The sequence below is a fragment of the Synechococcus sp. KORDI-49 genome (assembly GCF_000737575.1).
Classification (GTDB): Bacteria; Cyanobacteriota; Cyanobacteriia; order PCC-6307; family Cyanobiaceae; genus Parasynechococcus.
The window spans coordinates 1,980,339-1,999,890 of the sequence record NZ_CP006270.1 but is presented as its reverse complement, the minus strand read 5'-3'; the positions used below and the strand labels follow the sequence as shown (position 1 = coordinate 1,999,890).

The 19,552-nt window shown below is 64.4% G+C and carries 34 protein-coding genes and 1 tRNA gene; 31 read left to right on the top strand and 4 right to left on the bottom strand.

Annotated features, from left to right (window positions below; genetic code table 11):
• Positions 1 to 22 precede the first annotated feature (22 nt).
• From rpsS to prfA, 26 genes are all read left to right on the top strand, one after another.
• The gene (gene rpsS, locus KR49_RS10120) at positions 23 to 298 is read left to right on the top strand and encodes a 30S ribosomal protein S19 (protein WP_043694913.1); all 276 of its coding nucleotides are present in this window, start codon (positions 23 to 25) and stop codon (positions 296 to 298) included.
• Positions 299 to 302: 4 nt separating this feature from the next.
• Entirely contained in the window at positions 303 to 668 is a 366-nt protein-coding gene (gene rplV / locus KR49_RS10115; protein ID WP_043694911.1) for a 50S ribosomal protein L22, read from the top strand.
• A gap of 20 nt (positions 669 to 688) precedes the next feature.
• On the top strand, positions 689 to 1,417 hold the full coding sequence (rpsC, locus tag KR49_RS10110; protein ID WP_043694909.1) for a 30S ribosomal protein S3: 729 nt from the start codon (positions 689 to 691) through the stop codon (positions 1,415 to 1,417).
• Between the two features lie 16 nt (positions 1,418 to 1,433).
• Positions 1,434 to 1,910: a 50S ribosomal protein L16 gene (gene rplP, locus KR49_RS10105; protein ID WP_043694907.1), complete on the top strand. Its 477-nt coding sequence runs from the start codon at positions 1,434 to 1,436 to the stop codon at positions 1,908 to 1,910.
• Between the two features lie 2 nt (positions 1,911 to 1,912).
• Entirely contained in the window at positions 1,913 to 2,122 is a 210-nt protein-coding gene (gene rpmC / locus KR49_RS10100; protein ID WP_043694903.1) for a 50S ribosomal protein L29, read from the top strand.
• Positions 2,123 to 2,139: 17 nt separating this feature from the next.
• Positions 2,140 to 2,454, top strand: a complete 315-nt coding sequence (gene rpsQ / locus KR49_RS10095; protein ID WP_043694900.1) for a 30S ribosomal protein S17 — start codon at positions 2,140 to 2,142, stop codon at positions 2,452 to 2,454.
• Entirely contained in the window at positions 2,451 to 2,816 is a 366-nt protein-coding gene (gene rplN, locus KR49_RS10090) for a 50S ribosomal protein L14 (protein WP_043694897.1), read from the top strand. The genes rpsQ and rplN overlap by 4 nt, the downstream gene beginning before the upstream one ends.
• A gap of 2 nt (positions 2,817 to 2,818) precedes the next feature.
• A complete protein-coding gene (gene rplX, locus KR49_RS10085; RefSeq protein WP_043694894.1) occupies positions 2,819 to 3,175 on the top strand; it encodes a 50S ribosomal protein L24 in 357 nt (118 codons plus the stop codon).
• A 41-nt stretch (positions 3,176 to 3,216) separates the two neighbouring features.
• Complete coding sequence (gene rplE / locus KR49_RS10080; RefSeq protein ID WP_043694891.1) at positions 3,217 to 3,756, top strand: 50S ribosomal protein L5; 540 nt, start codon at positions 3,217 to 3,219, stop codon at positions 3,754 to 3,756.
• Positions 3,757 to 3,775: 19 nt separating this feature from the next.
• Entirely contained in the window at positions 3,776 to 4,177 is a 402-nt protein-coding gene (gene rpsH, locus KR49_RS10075; protein WP_006850769.1) for a 30S ribosomal protein S8, read from the top strand.
• Positions 4,178 to 4,191: 14 nt separating this feature from the next.
• A complete protein-coding gene (gene rplF, locus KR49_RS13610) occupies positions 4,192 to 4,731 on the top strand; it encodes a 50S ribosomal protein L6 (RefSeq protein ID WP_043694887.1) in 540 nt (179 codons plus the stop codon).
• A gap of 33 nt (positions 4,732 to 4,764) precedes the next feature.
• On the top strand, positions 4,765 to 5,133 hold the full coding sequence (rplR, locus tag KR49_RS13605) for a 50S ribosomal protein L18 (RefSeq protein WP_043694884.1): 369 nt from the start codon (positions 4,765 to 4,767) through the stop codon (positions 5,131 to 5,133).
• A gap of 14 nt (positions 5,134 to 5,147) precedes the next feature.
• On the top strand, positions 5,148 to 5,789 hold the full coding sequence (gene rpsE / locus KR49_RS10060; protein ID WP_043694882.1) for a 30S ribosomal protein S5: 642 nt from the start codon (positions 5,148 to 5,150) through the stop codon (positions 5,787 to 5,789).
• Positions 5,790 to 5,795: 6 nt separating this feature from the next.
• The gene (rplO, locus tag KR49_RS10055) at positions 5,796 to 6,251 is read left to right on the top strand and encodes a 50S ribosomal protein L15 (RefSeq protein WP_043694879.1); all 456 of its coding nucleotides are present in this window, start codon (positions 5,796 to 5,798) and stop codon (positions 6,249 to 6,251) included.
• A gap of 100 nt (positions 6,252 to 6,351) precedes the next feature.
• A complete protein-coding gene (gene secY / locus KR49_RS10050; RefSeq protein WP_043694876.1) occupies positions 6,352 to 7,671 on the top strand; it encodes a preprotein translocase subunit SecY in 1,320 nt (439 codons plus the stop codon).
• 58 nt (positions 7,672 to 7,729) lie between these two features.
• Positions 7,730 to 8,281 carry an adenylate kinase gene (locus KR49_RS10045; protein ID WP_043694873.1) on the top strand — a complete coding sequence of 184 codons (552 nt, stop codon included), beginning with the start codon at positions 7,730 to 7,732 and terminating at the stop codon, positions 8,279 to 8,281.
• 46 nt (positions 8,282 to 8,327) lie between these two features.
• Positions 8,328 to 8,441, top strand: coding sequence for a 50S ribosomal protein L36 (rpmJ, locus tag KR49_RS10040; protein ID WP_006173336.1), 114 nt, complete (start codon positions 8,328 to 8,330; stop codon positions 8,439 to 8,441).
• Between the two features lie 116 nt (positions 8,442 to 8,557).
• Positions 8,558 to 8,923, top strand: a complete 366-nt coding sequence (rpsM, locus tag KR49_RS10035) for a 30S ribosomal protein S13 (protein WP_043694869.1) — start codon at positions 8,558 to 8,560, stop codon at positions 8,921 to 8,923.
• Between the two features lie 30 nt (positions 8,924 to 8,953).
• A complete protein-coding gene (gene rpsK / locus KR49_RS10030; RefSeq protein ID WP_043694866.1) occupies positions 8,954 to 9,346 on the top strand; it encodes a 30S ribosomal protein S11 in 393 nt (130 codons plus the stop codon).
• Positions 9,347 to 9,390: 44 nt separating this feature from the next.
• The gene (locus KR49_RS10025) at positions 9,391 to 10,329 is read left to right on the top strand and encodes a DNA-directed RNA polymerase subunit alpha (RefSeq protein ID WP_043697305.1); all 939 of its coding nucleotides are present in this window, start codon (positions 9,391 to 9,393) and stop codon (positions 10,327 to 10,329) included.
• A gap of 51 nt (positions 10,330 to 10,380) precedes the next feature.
• The gene (gene rplQ / locus KR49_RS10020) at positions 10,381 to 10,731 is read left to right on the top strand and encodes a 50S ribosomal protein L17 (protein ID WP_043694860.1); all 351 of its coding nucleotides are present in this window, start codon (positions 10,381 to 10,383) and stop codon (positions 10,729 to 10,731) included.
• Entirely contained in the window at positions 10,728 to 11,642 is a 915-nt protein-coding gene (gene truA / locus KR49_RS10015) for a tRNA pseudouridine(38-40) synthase TruA (RefSeq protein ID WP_052378233.1), read from the top strand. The genes rplQ and truA overlap by 4 nt, the downstream gene beginning before the upstream one ends.
• Positions 11,643 to 11,763: 121 nt before the next feature.
• Positions 11,764 to 12,216: a 50S ribosomal protein L13 gene (gene rplM / locus KR49_RS10010; RefSeq protein WP_043697302.1), complete on the top strand. Its 453-nt coding sequence runs from the start codon at positions 11,764 to 11,766 to the stop codon at positions 12,214 to 12,216.
• On the top strand, positions 12,213 to 12,614 hold the full coding sequence (rpsI, locus tag KR49_RS10005) for a 30S ribosomal protein S9 (protein ID WP_043694854.1): 402 nt from the start codon (positions 12,213 to 12,215) through the stop codon (positions 12,612 to 12,614). Before rplM ends, rpsI begins: the two co-directional genes overlap by 4 nt.
• Positions 12,615 to 12,643: 29 nt before the next feature.
• The gene (rpmE, locus tag KR49_RS10000; RefSeq protein ID WP_043694849.1) at positions 12,644 to 12,910 is read left to right on the top strand and encodes a 50S ribosomal protein L31; all 267 of its coding nucleotides are present in this window, start codon (positions 12,644 to 12,646) and stop codon (positions 12,908 to 12,910) included.
• Between the two features lie 15 nt (positions 12,911 to 12,925).
• Complete coding sequence (gene prfA / locus KR49_RS09995; protein WP_043694847.1) at positions 12,926 to 14,023, top strand: peptide chain release factor 1; 1,098 nt, start codon at positions 12,926 to 12,928, stop codon at positions 14,021 to 14,023.
• 12 nt (positions 14,024 to 14,035) lie between these two features.
• Here prfA and KR49_RS09990 read toward each other — a convergent pair whose 3' ends face one another.
• Positions 14,036 to 14,536, bottom strand: coding sequence for an HNH endonuclease (locus KR49_RS09990; RefSeq protein ID WP_043694844.1), 501 nt, complete (start codon positions 14,534 to 14,536; stop codon positions 14,036 to 14,038).
• A gap of 72 nt (positions 14,537 to 14,608) precedes the next feature.
• Here KR49_RS09990 and alr point away from each other — a divergent pair, with 72 nt between their 5' ends.
• Both alr and KR49_RS09980 read left to right on the top strand, forming a co-directional pair.
• Positions 14,609 to 15,736, top strand: coding sequence for an alanine racemase (gene alr, locus KR49_RS09985; RefSeq protein ID WP_043694841.1), 1,128 nt, complete (start codon positions 14,609 to 14,611; stop codon positions 15,734 to 15,736).
• Between the two features lie 55 nt (positions 15,737 to 15,791).
• A tRNA-Ser gene (locus KR49_RS09980) sits at positions 15,792 to 15,880 on the top strand.
• Positions 15,881 to 15,902: 22 nt separating this feature from the next.
• On the opposite strand, the gene KR49_RS09975 is transcribed toward KR49_RS09980, so the two are convergent.
• Positions 15,903 to 16,808 carry a serine hydrolase gene (locus KR49_RS09975; RefSeq protein ID WP_043694838.1) on the bottom strand — a complete coding sequence of 302 codons (906 nt, stop codon included), beginning with the start codon at positions 16,806 to 16,808 and terminating at the stop codon, positions 15,903 to 15,905.
• 17 nt (positions 16,809 to 16,825) lie between these two features.
• On the opposite strand from KR49_RS09975, the gene KR49_RS09970 reads away from it, so the two are divergent.
• Positions 16,826 to 17,554, top strand: coding sequence for a C40 family peptidase (locus tag KR49_RS09970; protein WP_043694835.1), 729 nt, complete (start codon positions 16,826 to 16,828; stop codon positions 17,552 to 17,554).
• A 9-nt stretch (positions 17,555 to 17,563) separates the two neighbouring features.
• On the opposite strand, the gene KR49_RS09965 is transcribed toward KR49_RS09970, so the two are convergent.
• Positions 17,564 to 17,860, bottom strand: coding sequence for a hypothetical protein (locus KR49_RS09965; RefSeq protein WP_043697299.1), 297 nt, complete (start codon positions 17,858 to 17,860; stop codon positions 17,564 to 17,566).
• A 96-nt stretch (positions 17,861 to 17,956) separates the two neighbouring features.
• Between KR49_RS09965 and KR49_RS09960 the strand changes: the two genes are divergently transcribed.
• Complete coding sequence (locus KR49_RS09960) at positions 17,957 to 18,919, top strand: glycosyltransferase family 2 protein (RefSeq protein ID WP_043697295.1); 963 nt, start codon at positions 17,957 to 17,959, stop codon at positions 18,917 to 18,919.
• Here KR49_RS09960 and KR49_RS09955 read toward each other — a convergent pair.
• Complete coding sequence (locus tag KR49_RS09955; RefSeq protein ID WP_043694832.1) at positions 18,877 to 19,344, bottom strand: HEAT repeat domain-containing protein; 468 nt, start codon at positions 19,342 to 19,344, stop codon at positions 18,877 to 18,879. The genes KR49_RS09960 and KR49_RS09955 overlap by 43 nt on opposite strands.
• 90 nt (positions 19,345 to 19,434) lie before the next feature.
• Here KR49_RS09955 and KR49_RS09950 point away from each other — a divergent pair, with 90 nt between their 5' ends.
• A complete protein-coding gene (locus KR49_RS09950) occupies positions 19,435 to 19,551 on the top strand; it encodes a photosystem I reaction center subunit VIII (protein WP_043694829.1) in 117 nt (38 codons plus the stop codon).
• Position 19,552: the final 1 nt, after the last annotated feature.

Here is a 19,552-nt window from a genome sequence, read left to right as displayed (position 1 = left end):
TTTGCCGCTTGCTTAAACCGCTATGGGACGTTCACTCAAAAAAGGCCCGTTCATCGCTGACAGCCTGCTTCGCAAGGTTGAAAAGCAGAACGACAACGACGACAAGTCCGTGATCAAAACCTGGTCACGGGCCTCCACGATCCTGCCGATGATGATCGGTCACACCATTGCCGTTCACAACGGCAAGACTCACGTGCCCGTCTTCATCACCGAGCAGATGGTGGGGCACAAGCTGGGGGAGTTCGCTCCCACCCGCACCTTCAAGGGCCACATCAAAGACAAAAAAGGAGGCCGCTGACGCCATGACCACGTCAACCCCCACGGCCCCCATCGCCCAGGCGCACGGCCGCTTCATCCGAGGCTCCGTGTCGAAGGTGCGCCGTGTACTCGATCAGATCCGGGGTCGCACCTATCGCGACGCCCTGATCATGCTCGAGTTCATGCCCTACCGCTCCACCGGACCCATCACCAAGGTGCTGAGGTCCGCTGTGGCGAATGCGGAGCACAACCTGGGTCTTGATCCGGCTTCGCTGGTGATCTCCAGCGCAAGTGCCGACATGGGCCCTTCCATGAAGCGCTACCGGCCCCGGGCCCAGGGTCGCGCCTACCAGATCAAGAAGCAGACCTGCCACATCAGCATCGCTGTGGCAGCTCAGACCGATTCCTGACCCCCGAGGACTCTGACCCAATGGGACACAAAATCAACCCAACCGGTCTGCGCCTGGGGATCACCCAGGAACACCGGTCCCGCTGGTACGCCCCCAGCAAGAGCTATCCGGCCCTCCTCCAGGAGGACGACCGGATTCGCAAGTTCATCCACAAGAAGTACGGCTCAGCCGGCATCAGTGATGTGCTGATCGCCCGCAAGGCCGACCAACTCGAGGTCGAGCTCAAAACCGCTCGCCCCGGCGTCCTCGTCGGTCGCCAGGGCAGCGGCATCGAGGACCTGCGCTCCGGCATCCAGAAGACGGTCGGGGATCAGAGCCGCCAGGTTCGGATCAACGTCGTCGAAGTGGAGCGCGTGGACGGCGATGCCTTCCTGCTGGCTGAGTACATCGCCCAGCAGCTGGAGAAGCGGGTCGCCTTCCGGCGCACCATCCGCATGGCTGTCCAGCGCGCTCAGCGCGCTGGCGTCCTCGGCCTGAAGATCCAGGTGTCCGGTCGCCTCAACGGCGCCGAGATCGCCCGGACCGAATGGACCCGCGAGGGTCGTGTCCCCCTGCACACGCTGCGGGCGGACATCGACTACGCCACCAAGGTTGCCAGCACCACCTACGGGGTGCTGGGAATCAAGGTGTGGGTGTTCAAAGGGGAAGTGCTGGGCGATGAAGCCCCGCAGATCCCGGTGGGTGCCACCCCCCGCCGCAGGGCCAGCCGTCGGCCCCAACAGTTCGAAGACCGCTCCAACGAGGGGTGAACAGGAGGCCTGAACCATGCTGAGTCCAAAACGCGTCAAATTCCGGAAAATGCAGCGAGGCCGCATGCGCGGCGTCGCTACCCGGGGCAACACCATCGCCTTCGGTGAATTCGCACTGCAGGCACAGGAATGCGGCTGGATCACCTCGCGCCAGATCGAGGCCAGCCGTCGCGCCATGACCCGCTACGTCAAGCGGGGCGGGAAGATCTGGATCCGGATCTTCCCGGACAAGTCGATCACGATGCGCGCTGCCGAGACCCGGATGGGTTCCGGTAAGGGCAACCCGGAATTCTGGGTGGCCGTGATCAAGCCAGGTCGGATCCTGTTCGAGATGGGTGGTGCCGAAATCACCCCCGAGATCGCACGGGCTGCCATGCGCCTGGCCCAGTACAAGCTGCCCGTGAAGACCAAGTTCATCTCTCTGGATGAACCGAAGGAGCAACCGGCTGCGGAAGCACCGGCTGCTGCTGAAGCCGTCACCGTGGAGTCCTGACCATGGCCCGTCCCAACGCCGCTGAGGTCCGCCAGCTGTCCGATGCGGACATCACTGAACAGATCGACGGTCTGCGCCGCGAACTGTTTCAGCTCCGCTTCCAGCAGGCCACCCGCCAGCTGGCCAACACGCACCGTTTCAAGGAGGTCCGCATCAAGCTGGCCCAGCTTCTGACGGTGCAATCGGAGCGTCAGCGCTCCGCCGCATCCTGATCCCCCCCTCTGTACCCATGGCAGTCAAGGAAAGGGTCGGCACCGTCGTCAGCGACAAGATGGAAAAAACGGTGGTGGTGGCGGTGGAAAGCCGCTTCCCACATCCCATCTATCAAAAGACGGTCAGCCGCACCACCCGTTACAAGGCGCACGACGAAGACAACACCTGTCGCGTCGGAGACCGCGTCCGCATCACCGAGACCCGTCCGATGAGCCGGCACAAGCGCTGGACCATCGCCGAGGTTCTCAGTCACAGCCCCAAGGCTGACAAGACGGACAAGGCTGCGACCCCTGAGGCCGAGGCCCCACCCGCTGAGGAGGTGACCCCGTGATCCAGCAGGAGACCTTCCTCACCGTCGCTGACAACAGCGGCGCCAAGCGCATCCAGTGCATCCGTGTGCTGGGAACCAACCGTCGCTACGCCCACGTCGGCGATGTCATCGTCGCCGCCGTCAAAGATGCGATGCCCAACATGGGTGTCAAGAAATCCGATGTGGTGAAGGCTGTGGTGGTGCGCACCAAGGCCACACTCCGCCGCGATACCGGCAATTCCATCCGGTTCGACGACAACGCTGCGGTGATCATCAACGATGACAAAAACCCGAAAGGCACCCGCGTCTTCGGACCGGTGGCCCGTGAACTGCGCGATCGCAGCTTCACCAAAATCGTGTCCCTCGCTCCGGAGGTGATCTGACCATGGCGACTGCAACCAGCAAGGCCAAGCCCACCGATCGCATCAAGATGCGCATCCGCAAAGGCGACACCGTTCAGGTGATCGCCGGCAAGGACAAGGGCAAAACCGGAGAGGTGCTGCGCACCCTGCCGAATGAGAACCGGGTGATCGTCGAAGGCATCAACCTGCGCACCCGACACGAGAAGCCCACCCAGGAGGGCGAGACCGGTCGCATCGTGACCGAGGAGGCATCTCTGCATGCCTCCAACGTGATGCTCTATTCCACCGACAAGAAGGTGGCCAGCCGCGTGGAGATCGTCGTCGAAAAGGACGGCAGCAAGAAACGACGGCTGAAGAAAACCGGTGAAGTCATCGACTGAACCCGACTTCTGACCACGACCAGAAGCACCCCACACCCCCCATGTCACTCAAAAAGCGCTACCGGGAGACCATTCAGCCCAAGCTGAAGAAGGATCTCTCCCTCACGAACATCCACGAAGTCCCCAAGGTGATCAAAGTCACCGTCAACCGGGGACTCGGCGAAGCCGCCCAGAACGCCAAGTCCCTTGAGGCCTCGGTGAATGAGCTGGCGCAGATCACCGGCCAGAAGGTCGTGGTCACACGGGCCAAGAAGGCCATCGCCGGCTTCAAGATCCGCCAGGGCATGCCGATCGGCTGTGCCGTCACCCTGCGTGGTGACCGGATGTATGCCTTTCTGGAGCGCCTGATCAACCTGGCTCTGCCCAGGATCCGTGACTTCCGGGGTGTGAGTCCCAAGAGCTTCGACGGCCGGGGGAACTACACCCTGGGCGTCCGTGAGCAGATCATCTTCCCTGAGATTTCCTTCGACAAGATCGATGCCATCAGGGGCATGGACATCACCATCGTGACCACTGCCCGTTCAGACGAAGAGGGCCGGGCCCTCCTCCGCGAGATGGGAATGCCGTTCCGCAGCAACTGAGCCCTCCCCGTCGACACCTATGGCCAACCACGACCCCATTTCCGACATGCTCACCCGCATTCGCAATGCGAGTGAGAAGCGTCACGAGACCACCAAGATCCCCGCTTCGCGGATGACCCGCAGCATCGCCAAGGTGCTGCAGCAGGAAGGCTTCATCTCCGAGATCAGCGAACAGGGTGAAGGGGTGCGCACCGAACTGGTGCTCGCCCTCAAGTACAGCGGTAAGCATCGTCTTCCCACGATCCGATCGATGCAGCGGGTGAGCAAGCCAGGCCTGCGCATCTACAAGAACACCCGCGGACTGCCCAAGGTCCTGGGCGGCCTCGGCGTCGCGATCATCTCCACCTCCAAAGGGGTGATGAGTGATCGCGATGCCCGACGCGAGGGCGTCGGTGGCGAAGTGCTCTGTTACGTCTACTGATCTGGAGCTGAACCATGTCACGCATCGGCAAAAACCCCGTTCCACTTCCCGACAAGGTGACCGTCTCCCTTGACGGTCTGACCGTGAAGGTCAAGGGCCCCAAAGGGGAACTGGAGCGCACGCTTCCAGAAGGCGTCAGCGTCAGCCAGGAGGAGAACACCATCGTGGTGACTCCCTCCACCACCAAGCGTTTCTCAAGGGAGCGCCACGGACTCTGCCGCACCCTCGTCGCCAACATGGTCGAAGGGGTCAGCAACGGTTATAGCAAGAGTCTGGAAATCGTCGGTGTGGGCTCCCGAGCCCAGGTCAAGGGCAAGACCCTTGTCGTCAGTGCCGGCTACAGCCACCCGGTCGAGATGGAGCCGCCCGACGGCATCACCTTCAAGGTTGAGAACAACACCAAGGTGATCGTCTCCGGCATCGACAAGGAGCTGGTAGGCAACGAAGCCGCCAAAGTCCGCGCCATTCGTCCCCCTGAGCCCTACAAGGGCAAGGGCATCAAATACGAGGGCGAGCGCATCCTGCGCAAAGCGGGCAAGTCCGGCAAGAAATAACCCTCTTCCTGACGTTCCTCCGCTTCCTTCCCCATGTCCACCACCTCCCGCAAACAGCAGACCCAGAAACGCCACAGGCGTCTGCGTCGTCATCTCAGTGGCACGGCCAATCGCCCTCGGCTGGCCGTGTTCCGCTCCAACAATCACATCTACGCCCAGGTCATCAACGACGAAGCGCAGAGCACCCTCTGCTCTGCGTCCACCGTTGACAAGGAGCTGCGTGCCGGCCTCAAGGCCAGTGGCGGCAGCTGTGACGCCTCTGTCGCCGTCGGCGAGCTCGTGGCCAAACGAGCCATCGCGCAGGGCATCCAGCAGGTGGTCTTCGACCGTGGCGGCAACCTGTACCACGGCCGGATCAAGGCCCTTGCCGACGCCGCCCGGGAAGCGGGCCTTCAGTTCTGATTCCTGCTCTACCCATGACCGATTCCTCCCCCCAATCCAATCCAAACGCCGTGCCCGGCGCAGCTGATGTTCCTGCAGCGGCTGAAGGCCAGCAGCAGGAACAGCGCCGTGGTGGCCGCGGTGAGCGTGGCGAACGCCGCGGTCGTCGCGGTGATCGCCGCAATCAGGAGCGCGACTCCGAATGGCAGGAGCGCGTGGTGCAGATCCGCCGTGTCTCCAAGACCGTGAAAGGCGGCAAGAAGATGAGCTTCCGGGCCATCGTCGTCGTCGGCAACGAGAAAGGCCAGGTCGGCGTCGGCGTCGGCAAGGCCGGTGATGTGATCGGCGCCGTCCGCAAGGGTGTCGCCGATGGCAAGAAGCATCTCGTGAAGGTGCCCCTCACCCGTCACAGTTCGATCCCGACCCTGTCCAACGGTCGCGACGGCGCCGCCAGTGTGCTGATCCGCCCCGCTGCCCCAGGTACCGGTGTGATCGCAGGCGGTTCGATCCGCACGGTGCTGGAACTTGCCGGCATCAAGAATGTCCTGGCCAAGCGCCTGGGCAGCAAGACCCCCCTCAACAACGCCCGGGCTGCCATGGTGGCCCTGTCGCTTCTCCGCACCCACAAGGAGACGGCCAAGGAACGGGGAATCTCCCTCGAGCAGATCTACTCCTGATTCGCGATGACTCTCCGACTCGACTCCCTCAAAGCCAACAAAGGCGCCCGACGCCGCAAACTGCGCAAGGGTCGCGGCATCGCCGCTGGTCAGGGCGCCAGCTGCGGTTTCGGCATGCGTGGCCAGAAATCCCGTTCCGGCCGTCCCACCCGCCCCGGCTTCGAGGGTGGTCAGATGCCTCTCTACCGCCGCGTCCCGAAGCTCAAGCACTTCCCGCTGGTGAACCCGAAGCAGTTCACCGTGCTGAATGTGTCGGCCCTCAACGACCTCAAGGACGGCAGCACCGTCAACCTTGATTCACTGGTCAAGGACGGGATCGTCACCAGCCCCAAGCATCCCCTGAAGCTGCTGGGTAACGGTGATCTCAAGGCCAAGAAGCTGACCGTGCAAGCCGCTGCCTTCACAGCCTCCGCCCGCACCAAGATCGAAGCCGCCGGCGGCACCTGCGAAACCCTCGCCTGATCTGGGGGATCCCCCCCTTCAGCCCTAGGGTCTGAGCCGTCCGACGGATCCTGATCCGCGGACGGCTTCGCTGCTTCAGCCCAACACACCTTTTCCGGACATGCTCGTCAGTCGGGGACGCAACCCCAACGCCGCCGAAGTGATCAGCCAGTTGGTCACCAACCCGGGGCTGCGCAACCGGGTGCTCACCACCCTCGGACTGCTGCTGCTCGTCAGGCTTGGGATCTACATCCCGATTCCGGGCATCGACCGGGACGCCTTCCGCAGTTTCATCGACCAGGGCGGCCAGCTGATCGGCTTCCTGGACATCTTCACGGGCGGGGGCATCTCGACTCTGGGCGTGTTCGCCCTCGGCATCCTGCCGTTCATCAACGCCTCGATCATCCTGCAACTGCTGACGGCAGCCTTGCCGCAGCTGGAAGACCTCCAGAAGAACGAAGGCGAGGCAGGACGACGCAAGATCGCCCAGATCACCCGCTACGTCGCTCTGGGCTGGGGCCTGATTCAAAGCGTGGTGTTCGCCATGATCCTCCGGCAGTACGCCCTGGAGGGACTGAGCGAGGTCGTCTTCGTCGTTCAGACAGCCCTGTGCCTTGTGACCGGCTCCATGGTGGTGATGTGGCTGAGCGAGGTGATCACCGAGCGCGGCATCGGTCAGGGAGCCTCACTGGTCATCTTCCTCAACATCGTGTCCACCCTGCCCACGGCTCTGGGGTCCACGATCGAGAAAGCCCAGACCGGCGACCGCGGCGATGTGCTCGGCATCATCGTGCTCGTGCTCGTTTTTCTGGCCACGATCGTGGGGATCATCTTCGTTCAGGAAGGAGCCCGGCGGATCCCCATCGTCAGCGCCAAGCGCCAGGTGGGTGGGGCCGGCGTTCTGCCCACCCGACAGAGTTATCTGCCCCTGAAGCTCAATGCCGGCGGCGTGATGCCGATAATTTTCGCTTCGGCGCTGATCTTCCTGCCCGTCACGGTCGCCAATCTCACCAGCAACGAATGGCTGATCCGTGCCGCCAGTGCCCTGAATCCAGGCGCTCCGAACCCCTGGCCCTATGCCCTGGCCTTCTTCGCGTTGATCCTGGGATTTTCCTATTTCTATGCCTCACTGACCGTGAACCCGGCCGACATCGCCTCGAATCTCAAGAAGGGTGGTGTCGCAATTCCAGGGGTGCGTCCCGGCAGTGCCACGGCCACCTATCTCTCCGGGGTTCAGAACCGGCTCACACTGCTGGGCGGTCTGTTCCTCGGTGCCGTGGCGATCATCCCCGCAGCCGTGGAACGCGCCACCAACGTGCAGACCTTCCAGGGCCTCGGTGCCACCTCACTGCTGATCCTGGTGGGCGTGGCGATCGACACGGCCAAGCAGGTGCAGACCTATGTGATCTCCCAGCGCTACGAGGGTCTGGTGCGCCAGTGATTCCTGCCGCTGCGCCAATCATTCCCGCCAACCACCAACGTCCACACCACGATCCACGATGAAAACCCGCCTCCTCTTTCTCGGTCCCCCCGGCGCCGGCAAGGGCACCCAGGCCGGCCGGCTCTGCGAGGCCCACGCCATGAAGCACCTCTCCACAGGCGACCTGCTGCGCGGAGAGGTGGCTGCCGGAACAGCCCTCGGCAAGGAAGCCGAAGCCGTCATGAATAGAGGCGAGCTGGTGAGTGATGGGCTTGTCCTGGCGATCGTGGAAAGTCAGATGAAGACGCTGCACGGCGGCGGCTGGCTGCTGGACGGTTTCCCCCGCACCGTTCCGCAGGCCGAAGCACTGGAACCGCTCCTGACTGATCTGCAGCAGCCGATCGAGGCCGTCGTGCTGCTGGAGCTTGACGACGCCGTGCTGATCGAGCGTCTGCTGGCCCGTGGCCGGGCCGACGACAATGAAGCGGTGATCCGCAACCGGCTGGAGGTTTACCGCGAGAAGACCGCTCCCCTGATCAGCTTCTACCGCGACAAGGGTCTACTGATTCAGGTCCCGGCTCAGGGGAGTGTCGAGGAGATCTCAGAGCGGATCGTTCAGGCCCTGAGTTGACCCGCATGGTAGGGTTGCCGTTTGGAAATTTGGAGAGCCACGCCTCATGAAGGTGCGCGCCTCAGTCAAGAAAATGTGCGACAAGTGCCGGGTGATCCGTCGCCACGGCCGCGTGATGGTGATCTGCACCAACCCGAAGCACAAGCAGCGTCAGGGCTGACCCTCCAGCTCCGTTCGCAGCAAGCACTGCTCGGCCAGGAGGCCAGCAGCGCAAGTCTCCACAGCCTCCGGATCGACGGAGGCTTTTGTCCCTCCCCCCCCCTCGATTGAAACTTCGTGGCACGGATCGCCGGCGTTGACATTCCCCGCGACAAGCGGATCGAAGTCGCCCTCACCTACATCTATGGAATCGGGCCCACCCGGGCACGGACCATCCTCAGCAAATCCGGAGTCAATCCGGACATCCGGGTCAAGGATCTCGAGGATGGCGATGTGCAGAAACTCAGGGGGGCCACCGAGGCCTACACGATCGAAGGCGATCTGCGCCGCCAGGAGGGCATGGCCCTGAAGCGCCTTCAGGACATCGGCTGCGTCCGCGGCCGTCGCCACCGCATGAGTCTGCCTGTGCGCGGCCAGCGCACCCGCACCAATGCGCGGACCCGCCGGGGCGCCCGCAAGACCGTGGCCGGCAAGAAGAAGTAATCCACCTCCCTCCCACATCGTTATCGGCCCATGGCCAAACCCGCCAAGAAATCCGGTCCCAAGAAGGCCAAGCGCAACGTCCCCAACGGCGTTGCCCACATCCAGAGCACCTTCAACAACACGATCGTCTCGATCACCGACACCGCCGGCGAGGTCATCTCGTGGTCATCGGCCGGGGCGAGCGGTTTCAAAGGTGCCCGCAAAGGCACACCCTTCGCTGCCCAGACCGCTGCCGAGGCTGCAGCCCGTCGGGCCCTCGAACAGGGAATGCGCCAGATCGAAGTTCTGGTGCGCGGCCCAGGATCCGGCCGTGAAACCGCGATCCGGGCCCTTCAGGTCGCCGGACTCGAGATCACGTTGATCCGGGATGTCACCCCTCTGCCCCACAACGGTTGCCGCCGGCCCAAGCGCCGCCGCGTCTGAACCGGCTTCGTTTCAGGTTCCCGTTCCCTACCCCGCCACAGACCGTGCTGCAGTACCAGATCGATCGCATCGAGCATCAGGTTGATGAGGACCGCGCCCAGACCGGCGTGTTTCTCATCGGCCCCCTCGAGCGCGGCCAGGCCACCACTCTTGGCAACGCCCTGCGCCGGGTGCTGATGGGAGGCCTGGAAGGCAGTGCGGTCACCGCCATCCGCATCGCAGGCGTCAATCACGAGTACGCCACCGTTCCGGGCGTTCGCGAGGACGTGCTCGACATCCTGCTGAACTGCAAGCAGCTGTCGATCAACAACCGATCGGGTGAGCTGGAGATCGGCCGTCTTGTGATCGCGGGCCCCGCCGATGTGAAAGCAGGCGATCTGCAGTTCTCCTCCCAGGTTCAGGTGGTGGATGTCAACCGTCCGATCGCGACGGTTGCCGATGGCCACAGCCTGGAGCTGGAGGTGCATGTGGAGCGAGGCGTCGGCTACCGCCCCGTCGACCGCCACAACGAGGACACCAGCGCCATTGATCTGCTCCAGATCGATGCCGTGTTCATGCCGGTGATCCGGGTGAACTTCAGCATTGATGAGACAGCCGTGGCCGAAGGCGGTTCCGCCCGCGAGCGTCTCAAGATCTCGATCGTCACCGATGGATCCATCACTCCCGACGACGCTCTGGCACAGGCAGCCAACCAGCTGATCGAGCTGTTCCAGCCCCTGGCCACGGTGACTCTGGTGGAGGAACCCGGTGTCGAACCGGAGCCCTCCGCAGAAGCCCAGATCCCTCTCGAAGAGCTGAACCTCTCCGTCCGGGCCTACAACTGCCTCAAGCGGGCCCAGGTCAATTCCGTTTCCGACCTGATGGGCTTCAGCTACGAGGATCTGCTGGAGATCAAGAACTTCGGTTCCAAGTCCGCCGATGAGGTGATCGAAGCGCTTGAGCGCATCGGCATCTCCATCCCCCAGAGCCGCACGACAGCCTGAAGCTGTCCGGCCTGATCGTTCCCACGACCTGACCACGCCTCCCCCAGAACCATGCGTCACCAATGCCGAGTTCCCCAGCTGGGACGCCCTGCTGACCAACGCAAGGCGATGCTGAGGGCCCTGACCACCCAGCTCATCCGAGAAGGTCGGGTCACCACCACCAAGGCCCGTGCCAAAGCGCTCCGCGATGAGGCGGAGCGCATGATCACCCTTGCCAAGGACGGCAGCCTTGCCTCCCGCCGGAGGGCCCTCGGCTTCATCTACGACAAGCAGCTCGTGCATGCGCTGTTTGAGAAGGCACCGGATCGCTACAGCGACCGTCGCGGCGGTTATACCCGCATCACCCGCACCGTGCGCCGCCGCGGCGACAACGCCGAGATGGCCATCATCGAGCTGGTCTGACGGAATCTTCGTCTGCAGTGACGGATCAGCCGATCCCCCACCGGATCGCTCTCAGCCTGCAGTACGACGGATCGGAATTCTGCGGCTGGCAGCGGCAACGGAACGGCCTCAGCGTCCAGGCCGTTCTGGAGAACGCGATCGAGCAGCTCGATCCGCACCGGCCCATTCACTGCTTCGCTGCGGGCCGCACCGATGCCGGAGTGCACGCCGCCGGCCAGGTGGTTCATTTCGACTGCATCGGACCCATTCCGGCACACAAATGGGCTCCTGCCCTCAACGGACGGCTGCCAGCCAGCATCCGGGTGCGGGAGTCGGTGGAGCGTCCTGCCGACTGGCACGCCTGCTACGACGCCATCTACCGGCGCTACCGGTACACGATTCACAACGGCCGTCGCCCCAATCTCTTCCTCAGCGCCTGGAGCTGGCACCGCTATCAGCTCCGCCTGGATGAGATCAGCATGCGGACAGCCCTCGAAGGCATGCTCGGGCGGCACGACTTCGGCGCCTTCATGAAAGCAGGCAGTCGCCGTGCCGATGCCATCACAACGGTGCAGGACGTTCTGGTGGAACGTCAGGGAGACATGGTCAGGGTGGAGATCCAGGCCAGTGGGTTCCTCTACGGCATGGTGCGGCTCCTGATGGCACAGCTGGTGGCCGTGGGAGAACATCGGCTGAGCCTCGAGCACTTCGAGCGTCGCTGGCGTGAACGCCGCCGCTGCGACGTGAAGGAAGCGGCACCGGGTCAGGGGCTCTGCCTGCTGCGGGCCGGCTATCAGGACGAGATCTTCAGCAGGGCTGGTTGGTATGATTCACAACCGTGGTTTTTTCTGGCGGACTGTGATCCCCCTCCGGATCCTCTTCCTCCGCCGAAGAACAGCGCTCCAGAATCTCTGACCACCCCATCGTCATGATTGGGGCTCCGTCGGAGCGTAAGCTCACTGTTTGAGCTTTTGTCGCGCCCGATTCCGGGCCGACTCTGCTGTCCAGCTCCGTTCCAGCAGCGGAGAACCTCCGAACCGGCATGCCGGCGTGATGAACAAGACCTCCCTTCCTCCGATTGATTCGATCGACCGCCAGTGGTACGTGGTGGACGCTGAGAATCAGACCCTCGGTCGCCTCGCCACCGAGGTTGCCGCCGTGCTTCGCGGCAAGAACAATCCCAGCTTCACGCCTCACCTGGACACCGGTGATTTCGTGATCGTTGTGAACGCCGAGAAAATTCAGGTGAGCGGCCGGAAGCCACAGCAAAAGCTGTACCGCCGCCACTCGGGACGTCCGGGCGGCATGAAGGTGGAAACCTTCCAGGCCCTGCAGGAACGCATCCCTGAGCGCATCGTCGAGAAAGCCATCAAAGGCATGCTTCCCCACAATGCTCTCGGCCGGCAGATGTTCCGCAAGCTGAAGGTCTACAAAGGCAGTGATCACCCGCACGCCGCCCAGCAGCCCCAGCCCCTCCAGCTCAACCCCTCCGCTTCCGCCAAATGAGCAGCAACACCGTCGTCTACTGGGGCACAGGCCGCCGCAAGACCTCTGTCGCCCGGGTGCGCCTGGTGCCCGGCAACGGCACGATCACCATCAACGGCCGTCCTGGTGACAATTACCTGAACTACAACCCCGCCTACATCTCCGCGGTGAAGGCCCCTCTTGAAACACTGGGGCTGGGCAGCGAGTACGACGTTCTGGTGAACGTCCGCGGCGGTGGTCTCACCGGCCAGGCCGGTGCCATCAAGCAGGGGGCCGCCCGTGCCCTTTGCGAACTCTCGGCCGACAACCGCAAGCCGCTGAAGACCGAAGGTCACCTGAGCCGCGACCCGCGCGCCAAGGAACGCCGCAAGTACGGTCTGAAGAAAGCCCGTAAGGCACCCCAGTTCTCCAAACGCTGATCACTCCAGCTCCTGCCAGCTCCCGACCCATGCCCAAGCCCGACATTCATCCCACCTGGTATCCCGATGCCAAGGTGATCTGCAACGGAGAGGTGGTGATGACCACCGGCTCCACCCAGCCGGAGATCCACGTTGATGTGTGGAGCGGCAATCACCCCTTCTTCACCGGCACCCAGAAGATTCTCGACACCGAAGGCCGGGTGGACCGTTTCATGCGCAAGTACGGCATGGGCAGCAAGAAGGCTGGGGGCGACAAGGCCCAGGCCGCCGAAGCCAAGGCGGAAGCCAGCACCTGAGGCTGAGCACGGGGCATGGACGCCTCGACCCTGATCACCAGGCTGGAAACAGCCACGGCCAGCTTTCAGAGCCTCGAGCGCCAGCTGGCCGACCCGGATGTCGCTGCTGATCCGAAGCGGCTCGAGACGATCGCGCGGGAGCGGTCCCGGCTCGAGCCACTCGTGCTCGATTTCGCGGCGTTGAAGCAGCTGGAGAAAGAGCAGGGCGATGCCCGTCAGCTGCTCAGGGACAGCCGTGGGGATGCGGCCATGGAGTCCCTGGCTCAGGAGGAGCTCGACGCCCTGGCCGAGCATCGCGGGACCCTGCTCGAGCGCCTGACACTGGCCCTGTTGCCCCGGGATCCTCGGGATGAGCGCAGCGTGATGCTGGAGATCCGCGCCGGCGCCGGTGGCGATGAAGCCTGTCTCTGGGCCGGGGATCTGGCCCGGATGTATGAGCGCTACGGCCAGAAGCTCGGCTGGGCCGTGCAGGCGGTGAGTTCAACAGAAGCCGATCTTGGGGGCTTCCGGGAGCTGATCCTCTCGGTGAAGGGGGACAGCGTTTACAGCCAGCTGAAATTTGAAGCCGGCGTTCATCGGGTGCAGCGGGTGCCCGCCACCGAATCCCAGGGCCGTGTGCACACCTCCACCGCCACGGTGGCGGTGATGCCGGAGGCAGATGCCGTCGAAGTGCAGCTCGACCCGAAGGATCTGGAGATCAGCACCGCCCGATCCGGTGGTGCCGGCGGACAGAACGTGAACAAGGTGGAGACCGCTGTGGACCTTCTGCACAAGCCCTCGGGCATTCGGGTCTTCTGCACCCAGGAACGCTCCCAGCTGCAGAACCGCGAACGCGCTCTGGACATCCTGCGCGCCAAATTGCTCGAACGGGAACTGGAGGCAGCGGCCGCGAAGGAGAGCAGCGACCGACGGGCCCAGGTGGGCAGCGGCGATCGAAGCGAGAAGATCCGCACGTACAACTACAAGGACAACCGCACCACCGATCACCGTCTGGGCCGTAATTTCTCCCTCGAGCCGGTGCTCGAAGGACAGCTGGAGGATCTGATCGGTGCCTGCATCGCCGAGGAGCAGCGTCAGAAGCTCGAAGCTCTCAGCGATCAGGACGACATCTGAGTGCCAGGACGCTCAAGCGCCGATCACGTACTTGGCCCACTCACTGTGATGTCCGGAGTGGATCTGCCGGCTGGCTTCGAAGCTGAGGCTGCTGAGCGGGCGCCGCGGAACCCGTGACAGGGGCATGTCCGCCTCCTTGGGCGTGCGGCTTCCCTTTCGAACATTGCAGCTGAGACAGGCGGTGGTGACGTTCTCCCAGGTGTCCCCGCCACCACGGCTGCGGGGCACAACATGGTCGATCGACAGCTGCTCGCCGCGGGCACCGCAGTACTGACAGGTATGACCGTCGCGGTGAAACACGTTCCGACGCGTCAACGGCAACTGTCGGAACGGCACTCGCACGTACTGACGGAGTCGGATCACGGTGGGCAGATGGGTGCCCTGACGGATCTGGCGGGTGACATCCTGCTCGAGGCTCTCGGCCTTGCCTTTGAGCATCATCACCATGGCCCGACGCCAGGTTGTGATGTTCAGCGGCTCGTAGGACGCGTTCAGAACGAGAACCTGGCCCATGCCAGCTCCCAGATTACTTGCCATGCTAACGATCCCACCAAGGCCCTTTCGGTAACCCTGAGCACGCAAACCATGCCGGAGCCGAGCCCCCGACAGCGCGCCTGGGTGGAGGTGTCACCCTCCGCCATCGAGGCCAATGCGAGGGCATTGCTCGCTCATCTGACCGGCGGGGCCTCGCTGATGGCGGTGGTGAAAGCGGACGGATACGGTCACGGGGCCGAAACCGTGGCGCGAGCTGCCCTGCGCGGCGGAGCGACAAGCCTCGGCGTCGCCACCCTGGAGGAGGGGATCACCCTGCGACGGGCGGGCATCGATGCCCCGGTGCTGCTGCTGGGCAATCTCATCGAGGCGGAAGATCTGCGCTGCTGCCTGCACTGGCAACTGATGCCGACACTGAGCAGCCTGCAGGAGGCGCGTCTCTGTGCAGCCTTGGCTGACGGCAGCGGCCGCCGCTTCCAGGTGCAGCTGAAACTGGACACGGGCATGACCCGTCTCGGCTGCGACTGGAGGGAGGGCCCCGCCATCGCCGAAGCCATCCAGAACCTGCCTGAGCTGGAGCTCTGCGGCCTCTACAGCCACCTGGCCTGCGCTGATGAGCGCGACGAGACCGTCACCTCCCTGCAGCAGAGCCGCTTTCAGAACGTTCTCGATCAGCTGCCGGATCACGGCCGCTTCCTCTGCCGCCACTTGGCCAATTCCGCCGGCACCATGCGGGATCCGGCCCTGCACCATGACCTTGTGCGGGTGGGTCTGGCCCTCTACGGCCATGCGCCCGCCGAGCATCTCGATCACCTGCTGCCCCTGCAGCCCGCCCTCAGCGTTCGGGCCCGCGTCACCCTGATCCGCCAGGTTCCTGCCGGCGTGGGTGTCAGCTACGGGCAACGGTTCGTGAGCGATCGCCCCTGCCGTCTGGCGGTGGTGAGCATCGGCTACGCCGACGGCGTGGTGCGATCCCTGAGCGGCAGGATCCACGCCCTGCACCGCGGCCGAGTGCTGCCGCAGGTGGGGGCGATCACGATGGACCAGCTGATGCTGGATGCCACATCGGTTCCGGATCTGGAACGCGGTTCCATCGTCACCCTGCTCGGTTGCGACGGACATGCCGAGATCAGTCCGCGCCACTGGAGTGAGCGCTGCGACTCGATTCCCTGGGAGATCCTCTGCGGCTTCAAGCAGCGGCTGCCGCGTCTGGAGGTGTGAAACCGAAGCAGGCGGTTGGCTTTGGGCAGCCTGTTGGTAGTCTGTTGTTGCCACTGGAGAGGTGGCTGAGTGGTTGAAAGCGGCTCCCTGCTAAGGAGTTACAGGAGGCAACTCCTGTCGAGGGTTCGAATCCCTCCCTCTCCGTTTCCGGCCCTGCGCCGACGATTCAGTTCTCCTCTGGAGAGCTGAATCCGTTCAGAGCCTTCGCCAGCTCAGGCAGCAGGCGCTCATCCCTGGCGCGATCGGGCCCGGTGCTGAACACCACCAGCATCGTCGGGGGCTGATCCGGAAGCTGCCACCAGGCTGCGTCATGGCGGGCCTGGCTCATCCAGCCGGCCTTGCTCCACAGCCGCGTGCCCAGGGGCAGGCCCTCGCCCAGGAAACCGTCCACCTGGTTCTCCGGGTCCGCGCGGCGCAGATCTGGGTCCAGAGAACGATCGAGCAGGTCTCGCAACCGCCGGCAGGCCGGCGGGGAGACCACTCCACCGGTCATGACCGCCTCCAGCATGCGGGCCGTGGCAGCGGTTGTCAGGGCATTGCGGTTGCTGTTGTCAGCACCGTAGAACTGCTTCTCACGGCCGTAGGGGCCATCTCCCCAGGTCTTCTGGCAGCAGTTCACCGGCTCGAGTTCGGGCCACGCGAGTTCGGCGAGCCAGTCATTCACCAGCCTGCGCTGACGCTGCCACTGCTGCCAGCGATCCCCTTGAAGTTCAGGACCGCTGGTCGTGCCGGTGAGAAGGTCCAGCACAAGACCGGTGGCGTCATTGCTGGAGTCGGCGATCATGTCGCGGAGGGCCCGTCGCAGCTCCTCGGCTTCGGGGATCAGATCCCGCTGCAGCCAGCGCTCCGCGGCGACCGCATAGAACAGTTTCACCACGCTGGCCGGATAGAGGGGCCGCTCCTCGCTCCAGCCAGCACCGACTCCGGCACCGGCCTGCGGTGAGTCGTCGTCGTACCGGATCCAGGTGATGGCCAGACTGTTCCGCAGCCCCGGCCGGCCATCCGCCGCCAGGTCGTCCAACACGCTCTCCAGCCTGGAGGTCATCGCGGTGTCGGGACGGTAGAACGCCATGGCAACGGCATCGGGCCATGGCGACCCTAAGCACCCTGCTGGCACCGGAGCTCGCGCTCACAGGAAGCTGCTGGAGGCTGCGGACCAACGCGAACGGCTACAAACGGGCCGTGGGCAAGGCCCTCGTGACCCAGGCCTCGAACGGGCGCAGCTTCCGGATCCTGGAGCGGCGTGGATCGCGTCTGTGGATTCAGTTGCTTGAGGACGGCTACCGCTGCTGGTTTGAACTGGAAGCCGTGCTTGGCCGAGCCGAACAGCGGAGCCCCTGGCGGCCGGCCCTGCTGCCGGAGGTTCAGATCGCCTCTCGACTACCAGCGGTGCTGGCCTGGACGGAACGGGCTGAACAGCAGGCCAACACGTATCTCTGGGGCGGCACAACGGAGCCGGATATGGACTGCTCCGGACTGATGCAGATGGCCTTTGCCAGCCAGGGCATCTGGATTCCGAGGGACGCTTACCAGCAGGAACGGCACTGCCAGCCGGTGGCGGTGGCGCCGGATGCGGTGGGCCTGCTGAGACCGGGAGATCTGATCTTCTTCGGATCCCCGCGGCGCTGCACCCATGTCGGCCTGCACCTCGGCGGTGGCCGCTATCGCCACAGCTCGGGACAGGACCATGGCCGCAACGGCATCGGCGTGGACAGCCTGTTCAGCGCCGACCGGCACCCGGTGGCCTGCCACTACCGCGCGCAACTGCGAGGGGCCGGGCGGGTCGTGCGCTGCCACGACGGCCGTCATCTGGCCTGAAGCGCGACCTCAGCGGTCCGGCTTGAACCGATCGGAGATCTGAGACAGGTACACCTCCGGGCCGCTCATGCCGTTCTGCCCGGGGATGGGCAGCTCCGGCAACTCGAGATTCGCCGGTCGCCCCTCCAGGGCAGCCTTCAGCGACTCGATCATCATGGCGTTGCCGGAATCCTTGATCGCCTCCAGGGCCTTCTGCAGACGCTGTTCACGGCTGTCTGAGCTGACAGCGCCCACCGCAGCCGGGGTCTGCCCGGAAGCGCGGACGGAATCCAGCTGGCGAACGAGGTTCTCCCAGAGCAGGGCCATGGTCGGATCAGAGGAGGTGATGCCTCCATAACCAAGCACGGGACAGCCTTCTGATCAGGCCCGATTAAGTTTCCCGCCATGAACACCGCGGCATCGATGGCCACCTCCATGGATCTTTCGGTGGTGGTGCCTCTGTACAACGAGGAGGAAAGCCTTCCGCATCTGGTGCAGCAGTTGCTGGACGCCCTGCGACCGAGCGGTGAACGCTTCGAGCTGGTGCTGGTGAACGATGGCTCCAGTGACGGCACAGCCACCGTGCTGCAACGCCTCAGCGCTGAGGTGCCGGAACTGGTCGCGGTGCTGCTGCGCAAGAACTACGGCCAGACCGCTGCCATGGCCGCCGGCTTCGATGCCGCTGTCGGCGAGGTGATCGTGAGCCTGGATGGAGACCTCCAGAACGATCCCGCCGACATCCCGATGCTGCTGGCAACGCTCAGGGAGGGCTACGACCTGGTGAGCGGCTGGCGTCATCAGCGCCAGGACGCCGCCATCCAGCGGAAACTACCCTCCCGGATCGCCAACCGCCTGATCGGGCGGGTCACCGGTGTTCGGCTGCACGACTACGGCTGCTCCCTCAAGGCCTACCGGAGGGAGGTGCTCGCCGACATGCGCCTCTACGGCGAACTGCACAGGTTTCTCCCCGCCCTGGCCTTCATCGAAGGCGCTCGGATCACGGAGGTGAAGGTGAACCACCGTTCCCGGCAGTTCGGCGCCAGCAAGTACGGGATCGATCGAACCTTCCGCGTGCTGATGGATCTGCTCACGGTGTGGTTCATGAAGCGGTTCCTCACCCGACCGATGTACGTGTTCGGCTTCGGGGGGCTGATGGCGATCGTCGGCAGCCTGATCGCCAGCACCTATCTGCTCGTTGTGAAGCTGATGGGGCAGGACATCGCCAACAGACCGCTGCTGACCCTGGCGGTGGTGCTCGGCCTGGCGGGGATCCAGCTGTTCTGCTTCGGGCTGCTGGGGGAGCTGCTGATCCGCACCTATCACGAAAGCCAGGGGCGGCCGATCTACCGCATCCGAGCGACGTTGCGGGGTGGCCGCGAAGCCTGAACCGCTCCGGGTTGCGACGCCCCCCGCAGCGGGGCAATGGCGGCGGCTGCCGCCGTCACCACCCGTGAATCGCTGTCGTGCAAGGCCCGGCGAAGCAGCGGCAGCACACTGCGATGCCCCCACAGCCCGGCGATGGTGACCGCCTCGAGGCGCTGTTCAGGGCCTTCCGTCATGGCCGCGCGCAGACAGATCAGCAGGAGCCGGCTCTCACGGGCATCCGTCGGCGGCTGCCAGAGCGGCGCATCCTGATCCGGAGCCTCCGAGGCATCGGCCTCCGGCTCGAGCACCAGAGACAGCTGGGCTCTGTTGAGACGAGCCACCTCTCCGGCGTCAGTGCTGCTCAGCATCGGTTTGACCGGCCGGCGCAGCAGCCACAGGGCACCGACAAGAACGACCGCCGACACGCTCGCGAGGAAGGTCTGCATCTGGATTGAACTTTTATGTCGCCGTCGAGGGCCTGAAGAGGCCGCCAGATCGGTGATCCCTACAGTAGCGGCGAAGCTTTTGGGCCTGACATGACTGGAGAGTTCGCTGCCGCCTGGCTGCCTGCGATTTTTGTGCCGATCACGGGAATCGTTTTCCCCGCCGTGTTCATTGTCCTCGTCGGTCGCGTCATCACCGCTGCCGAATGAC

Coding starts and splice junctions, on each gene's coding strand:
- rpsC (WP_043694909.1), top strand. CDS start 689: ATGGGACACAAAATCAACCCAACCGGTCTGCGCCTGGGGATCACCCAG.
- KR49_RS09970 (WP_043694835.1), top strand. CDS start 16,826: ATGGCGACCCTAAGCACCCTGCTGGCACCGGAGCTCGCGCTCACAGGA.
- rplO (WP_043694879.1), top strand. CDS start 5,796: ATGACTCTCCGACTCGACTCCCTCAAAGCCAACAAAGGCGCCCGACGC.
- rplV (WP_043694911.1), top strand. CDS start 303: ATGACCACGTCAACCCCCACGGCCCCCATCGCCCAGGCGCACGGCCGC.
- rpsQ (WP_043694900.1), top strand. CDS start 2,140: ATGGCAGTCAAGGAAAGGGTCGGCACCGTCGTCAGCGACAAGATGGAA.
- rplR (WP_043694884.1), top strand. CDS start 4,765: ATGTCCACCACCTCCCGCAAACAGCAGACCCAGAAACGCCACAGGCGT.
- rpmE (WP_043694849.1), top strand. CDS start 12,644: ATGCCCAAGCCCGACATTCATCCCACCTGGTATCCCGATGCCAAGGTG.
- prfA (WP_043694847.1), top strand. CDS start 12,926: ATGGACGCCTCGACCCTGATCACCAGGCTGGAAACAGCCACGGCCAGC.
- rpsH (WP_006850769.1), top strand. CDS start 3,776: ATGGCCAACCACGACCCCATTTCCGACATGCTCACCCGCATTCGCAAT.
- KR49_RS10045 (WP_043694873.1), top strand. CDS start 7,730: ATGAAAACCCGCCTCCTCTTTCTCGGTCCCCCCGGCGCCGGCAAGGGC.
- KR49_RS09990 (WP_043694844.1), bottom strand. CDS start 14,536: ATGGGCCAGGTTCTCGTTCTGAACGCGTCCTACGAGCCGCTGAACATC.
- rpsE (WP_043694882.1), top strand. CDS start 5,148: ATGACCGATTCCTCCCCCCAATCCAATCCAAACGCCGTGCCCGGCGCA.
- KR49_RS09950 (WP_043694829.1), top strand. CDS start 19,435: ATGACTGGAGAGTTCGCTGCCGCCTGGCTGCCTGCGATTTTTGTGCCG.
- alr (WP_043694841.1), top strand. CDS start 14,609: ATGCCGGAGCCGAGCCCCCGACAGCGCGCCTGGGTGGAGGTGTCACCC.
- KR49_RS09960 (WP_043697295.1), top strand. CDS start 17,957: ATGGCCACCTCCATGGATCTTTCGGTGGTGGTGCCTCTGTACAACGAG.
- rplM (WP_043697302.1), top strand. CDS start 11,764: ATGAACAAGACCTCCCTTCCTCCGATTGATTCGATCGACCGCCAGTGG.
- rpsK (WP_043694866.1), top strand. CDS start 8,954: ATGGCCAAACCCGCCAAGAAATCCGGTCCCAAGAAGGCCAAGCGCAAC.
- secY (WP_043694876.1), top strand. CDS start 6,352: ATGCTCGTCAGTCGGGGACGCAACCCCAACGCCGCCGAAGTGATCAGC.
- rplE (WP_043694891.1), top strand. CDS start 3,217: ATGTCACTCAAAAAGCGCTACCGGGAGACCATTCAGCCCAAGCTGAAG.
- rpmJ (WP_006173336.1), top strand. CDS start 8,328: ATGAAGGTGCGCGCCTCAGTCAAGAAAATGTGCGACAAGTGCCGGGTG.
- rplP (WP_043694907.1), top strand. CDS start 1,434: ATGCTGAGTCCAAAACGCGTCAAATTCCGGAAAATGCAGCGAGGCCGC.
- rplQ (WP_043694860.1), top strand. CDS start 10,381: ATGCGTCACCAATGCCGAGTTCCCCAGCTGGGACGCCCTGCTGACCAA.
- rplF (WP_043694887.1), top strand. CDS start 4,192: ATGTCACGCATCGGCAAAAACCCCGTTCCACTTCCCGACAAGGTGACC.
- KR49_RS09955 (WP_043694832.1), bottom strand. CDS start 19,344: ATGCAGACCTTCCTCGCGAGCGTGTCGGCGGTCGTTCTTGTCGGTGCC.
- rpmC (WP_043694903.1), top strand. CDS start 1,913: ATGGCCCGTCCCAACGCCGCTGAGGTCCGCCAGCTGTCCGATGCGGAC.
- rpsS (WP_043694913.1), top strand. CDS start 23: ATGGGACGTTCACTCAAAAAAGGCCCGTTCATCGCTGACAGCCTGCTT.
- rpsI (WP_043694854.1), top strand. CDS start 12,213: ATGAGCAGCAACACCGTCGTCTACTGGGGCACAGGCCGCCGCAAGACC.
- KR49_RS09975 (WP_043694838.1), bottom strand. CDS start 16,808: ATGGCGTTCTACCGTCCCGACACCGCGATGACCTCCAGGCTGGAGAGC.
- KR49_RS09965 (WP_043697299.1), bottom strand. CDS start 17,860: ATGGCCCTGCTCTGGGAGAACCTCGTTCGCCAGCTGGATTCCGTCCGC.
- rplX (WP_043694894.1), top strand. CDS start 2,819: ATGGCGACTGCAACCAGCAAGGCCAAGCCCACCGATCGCATCAAGATG.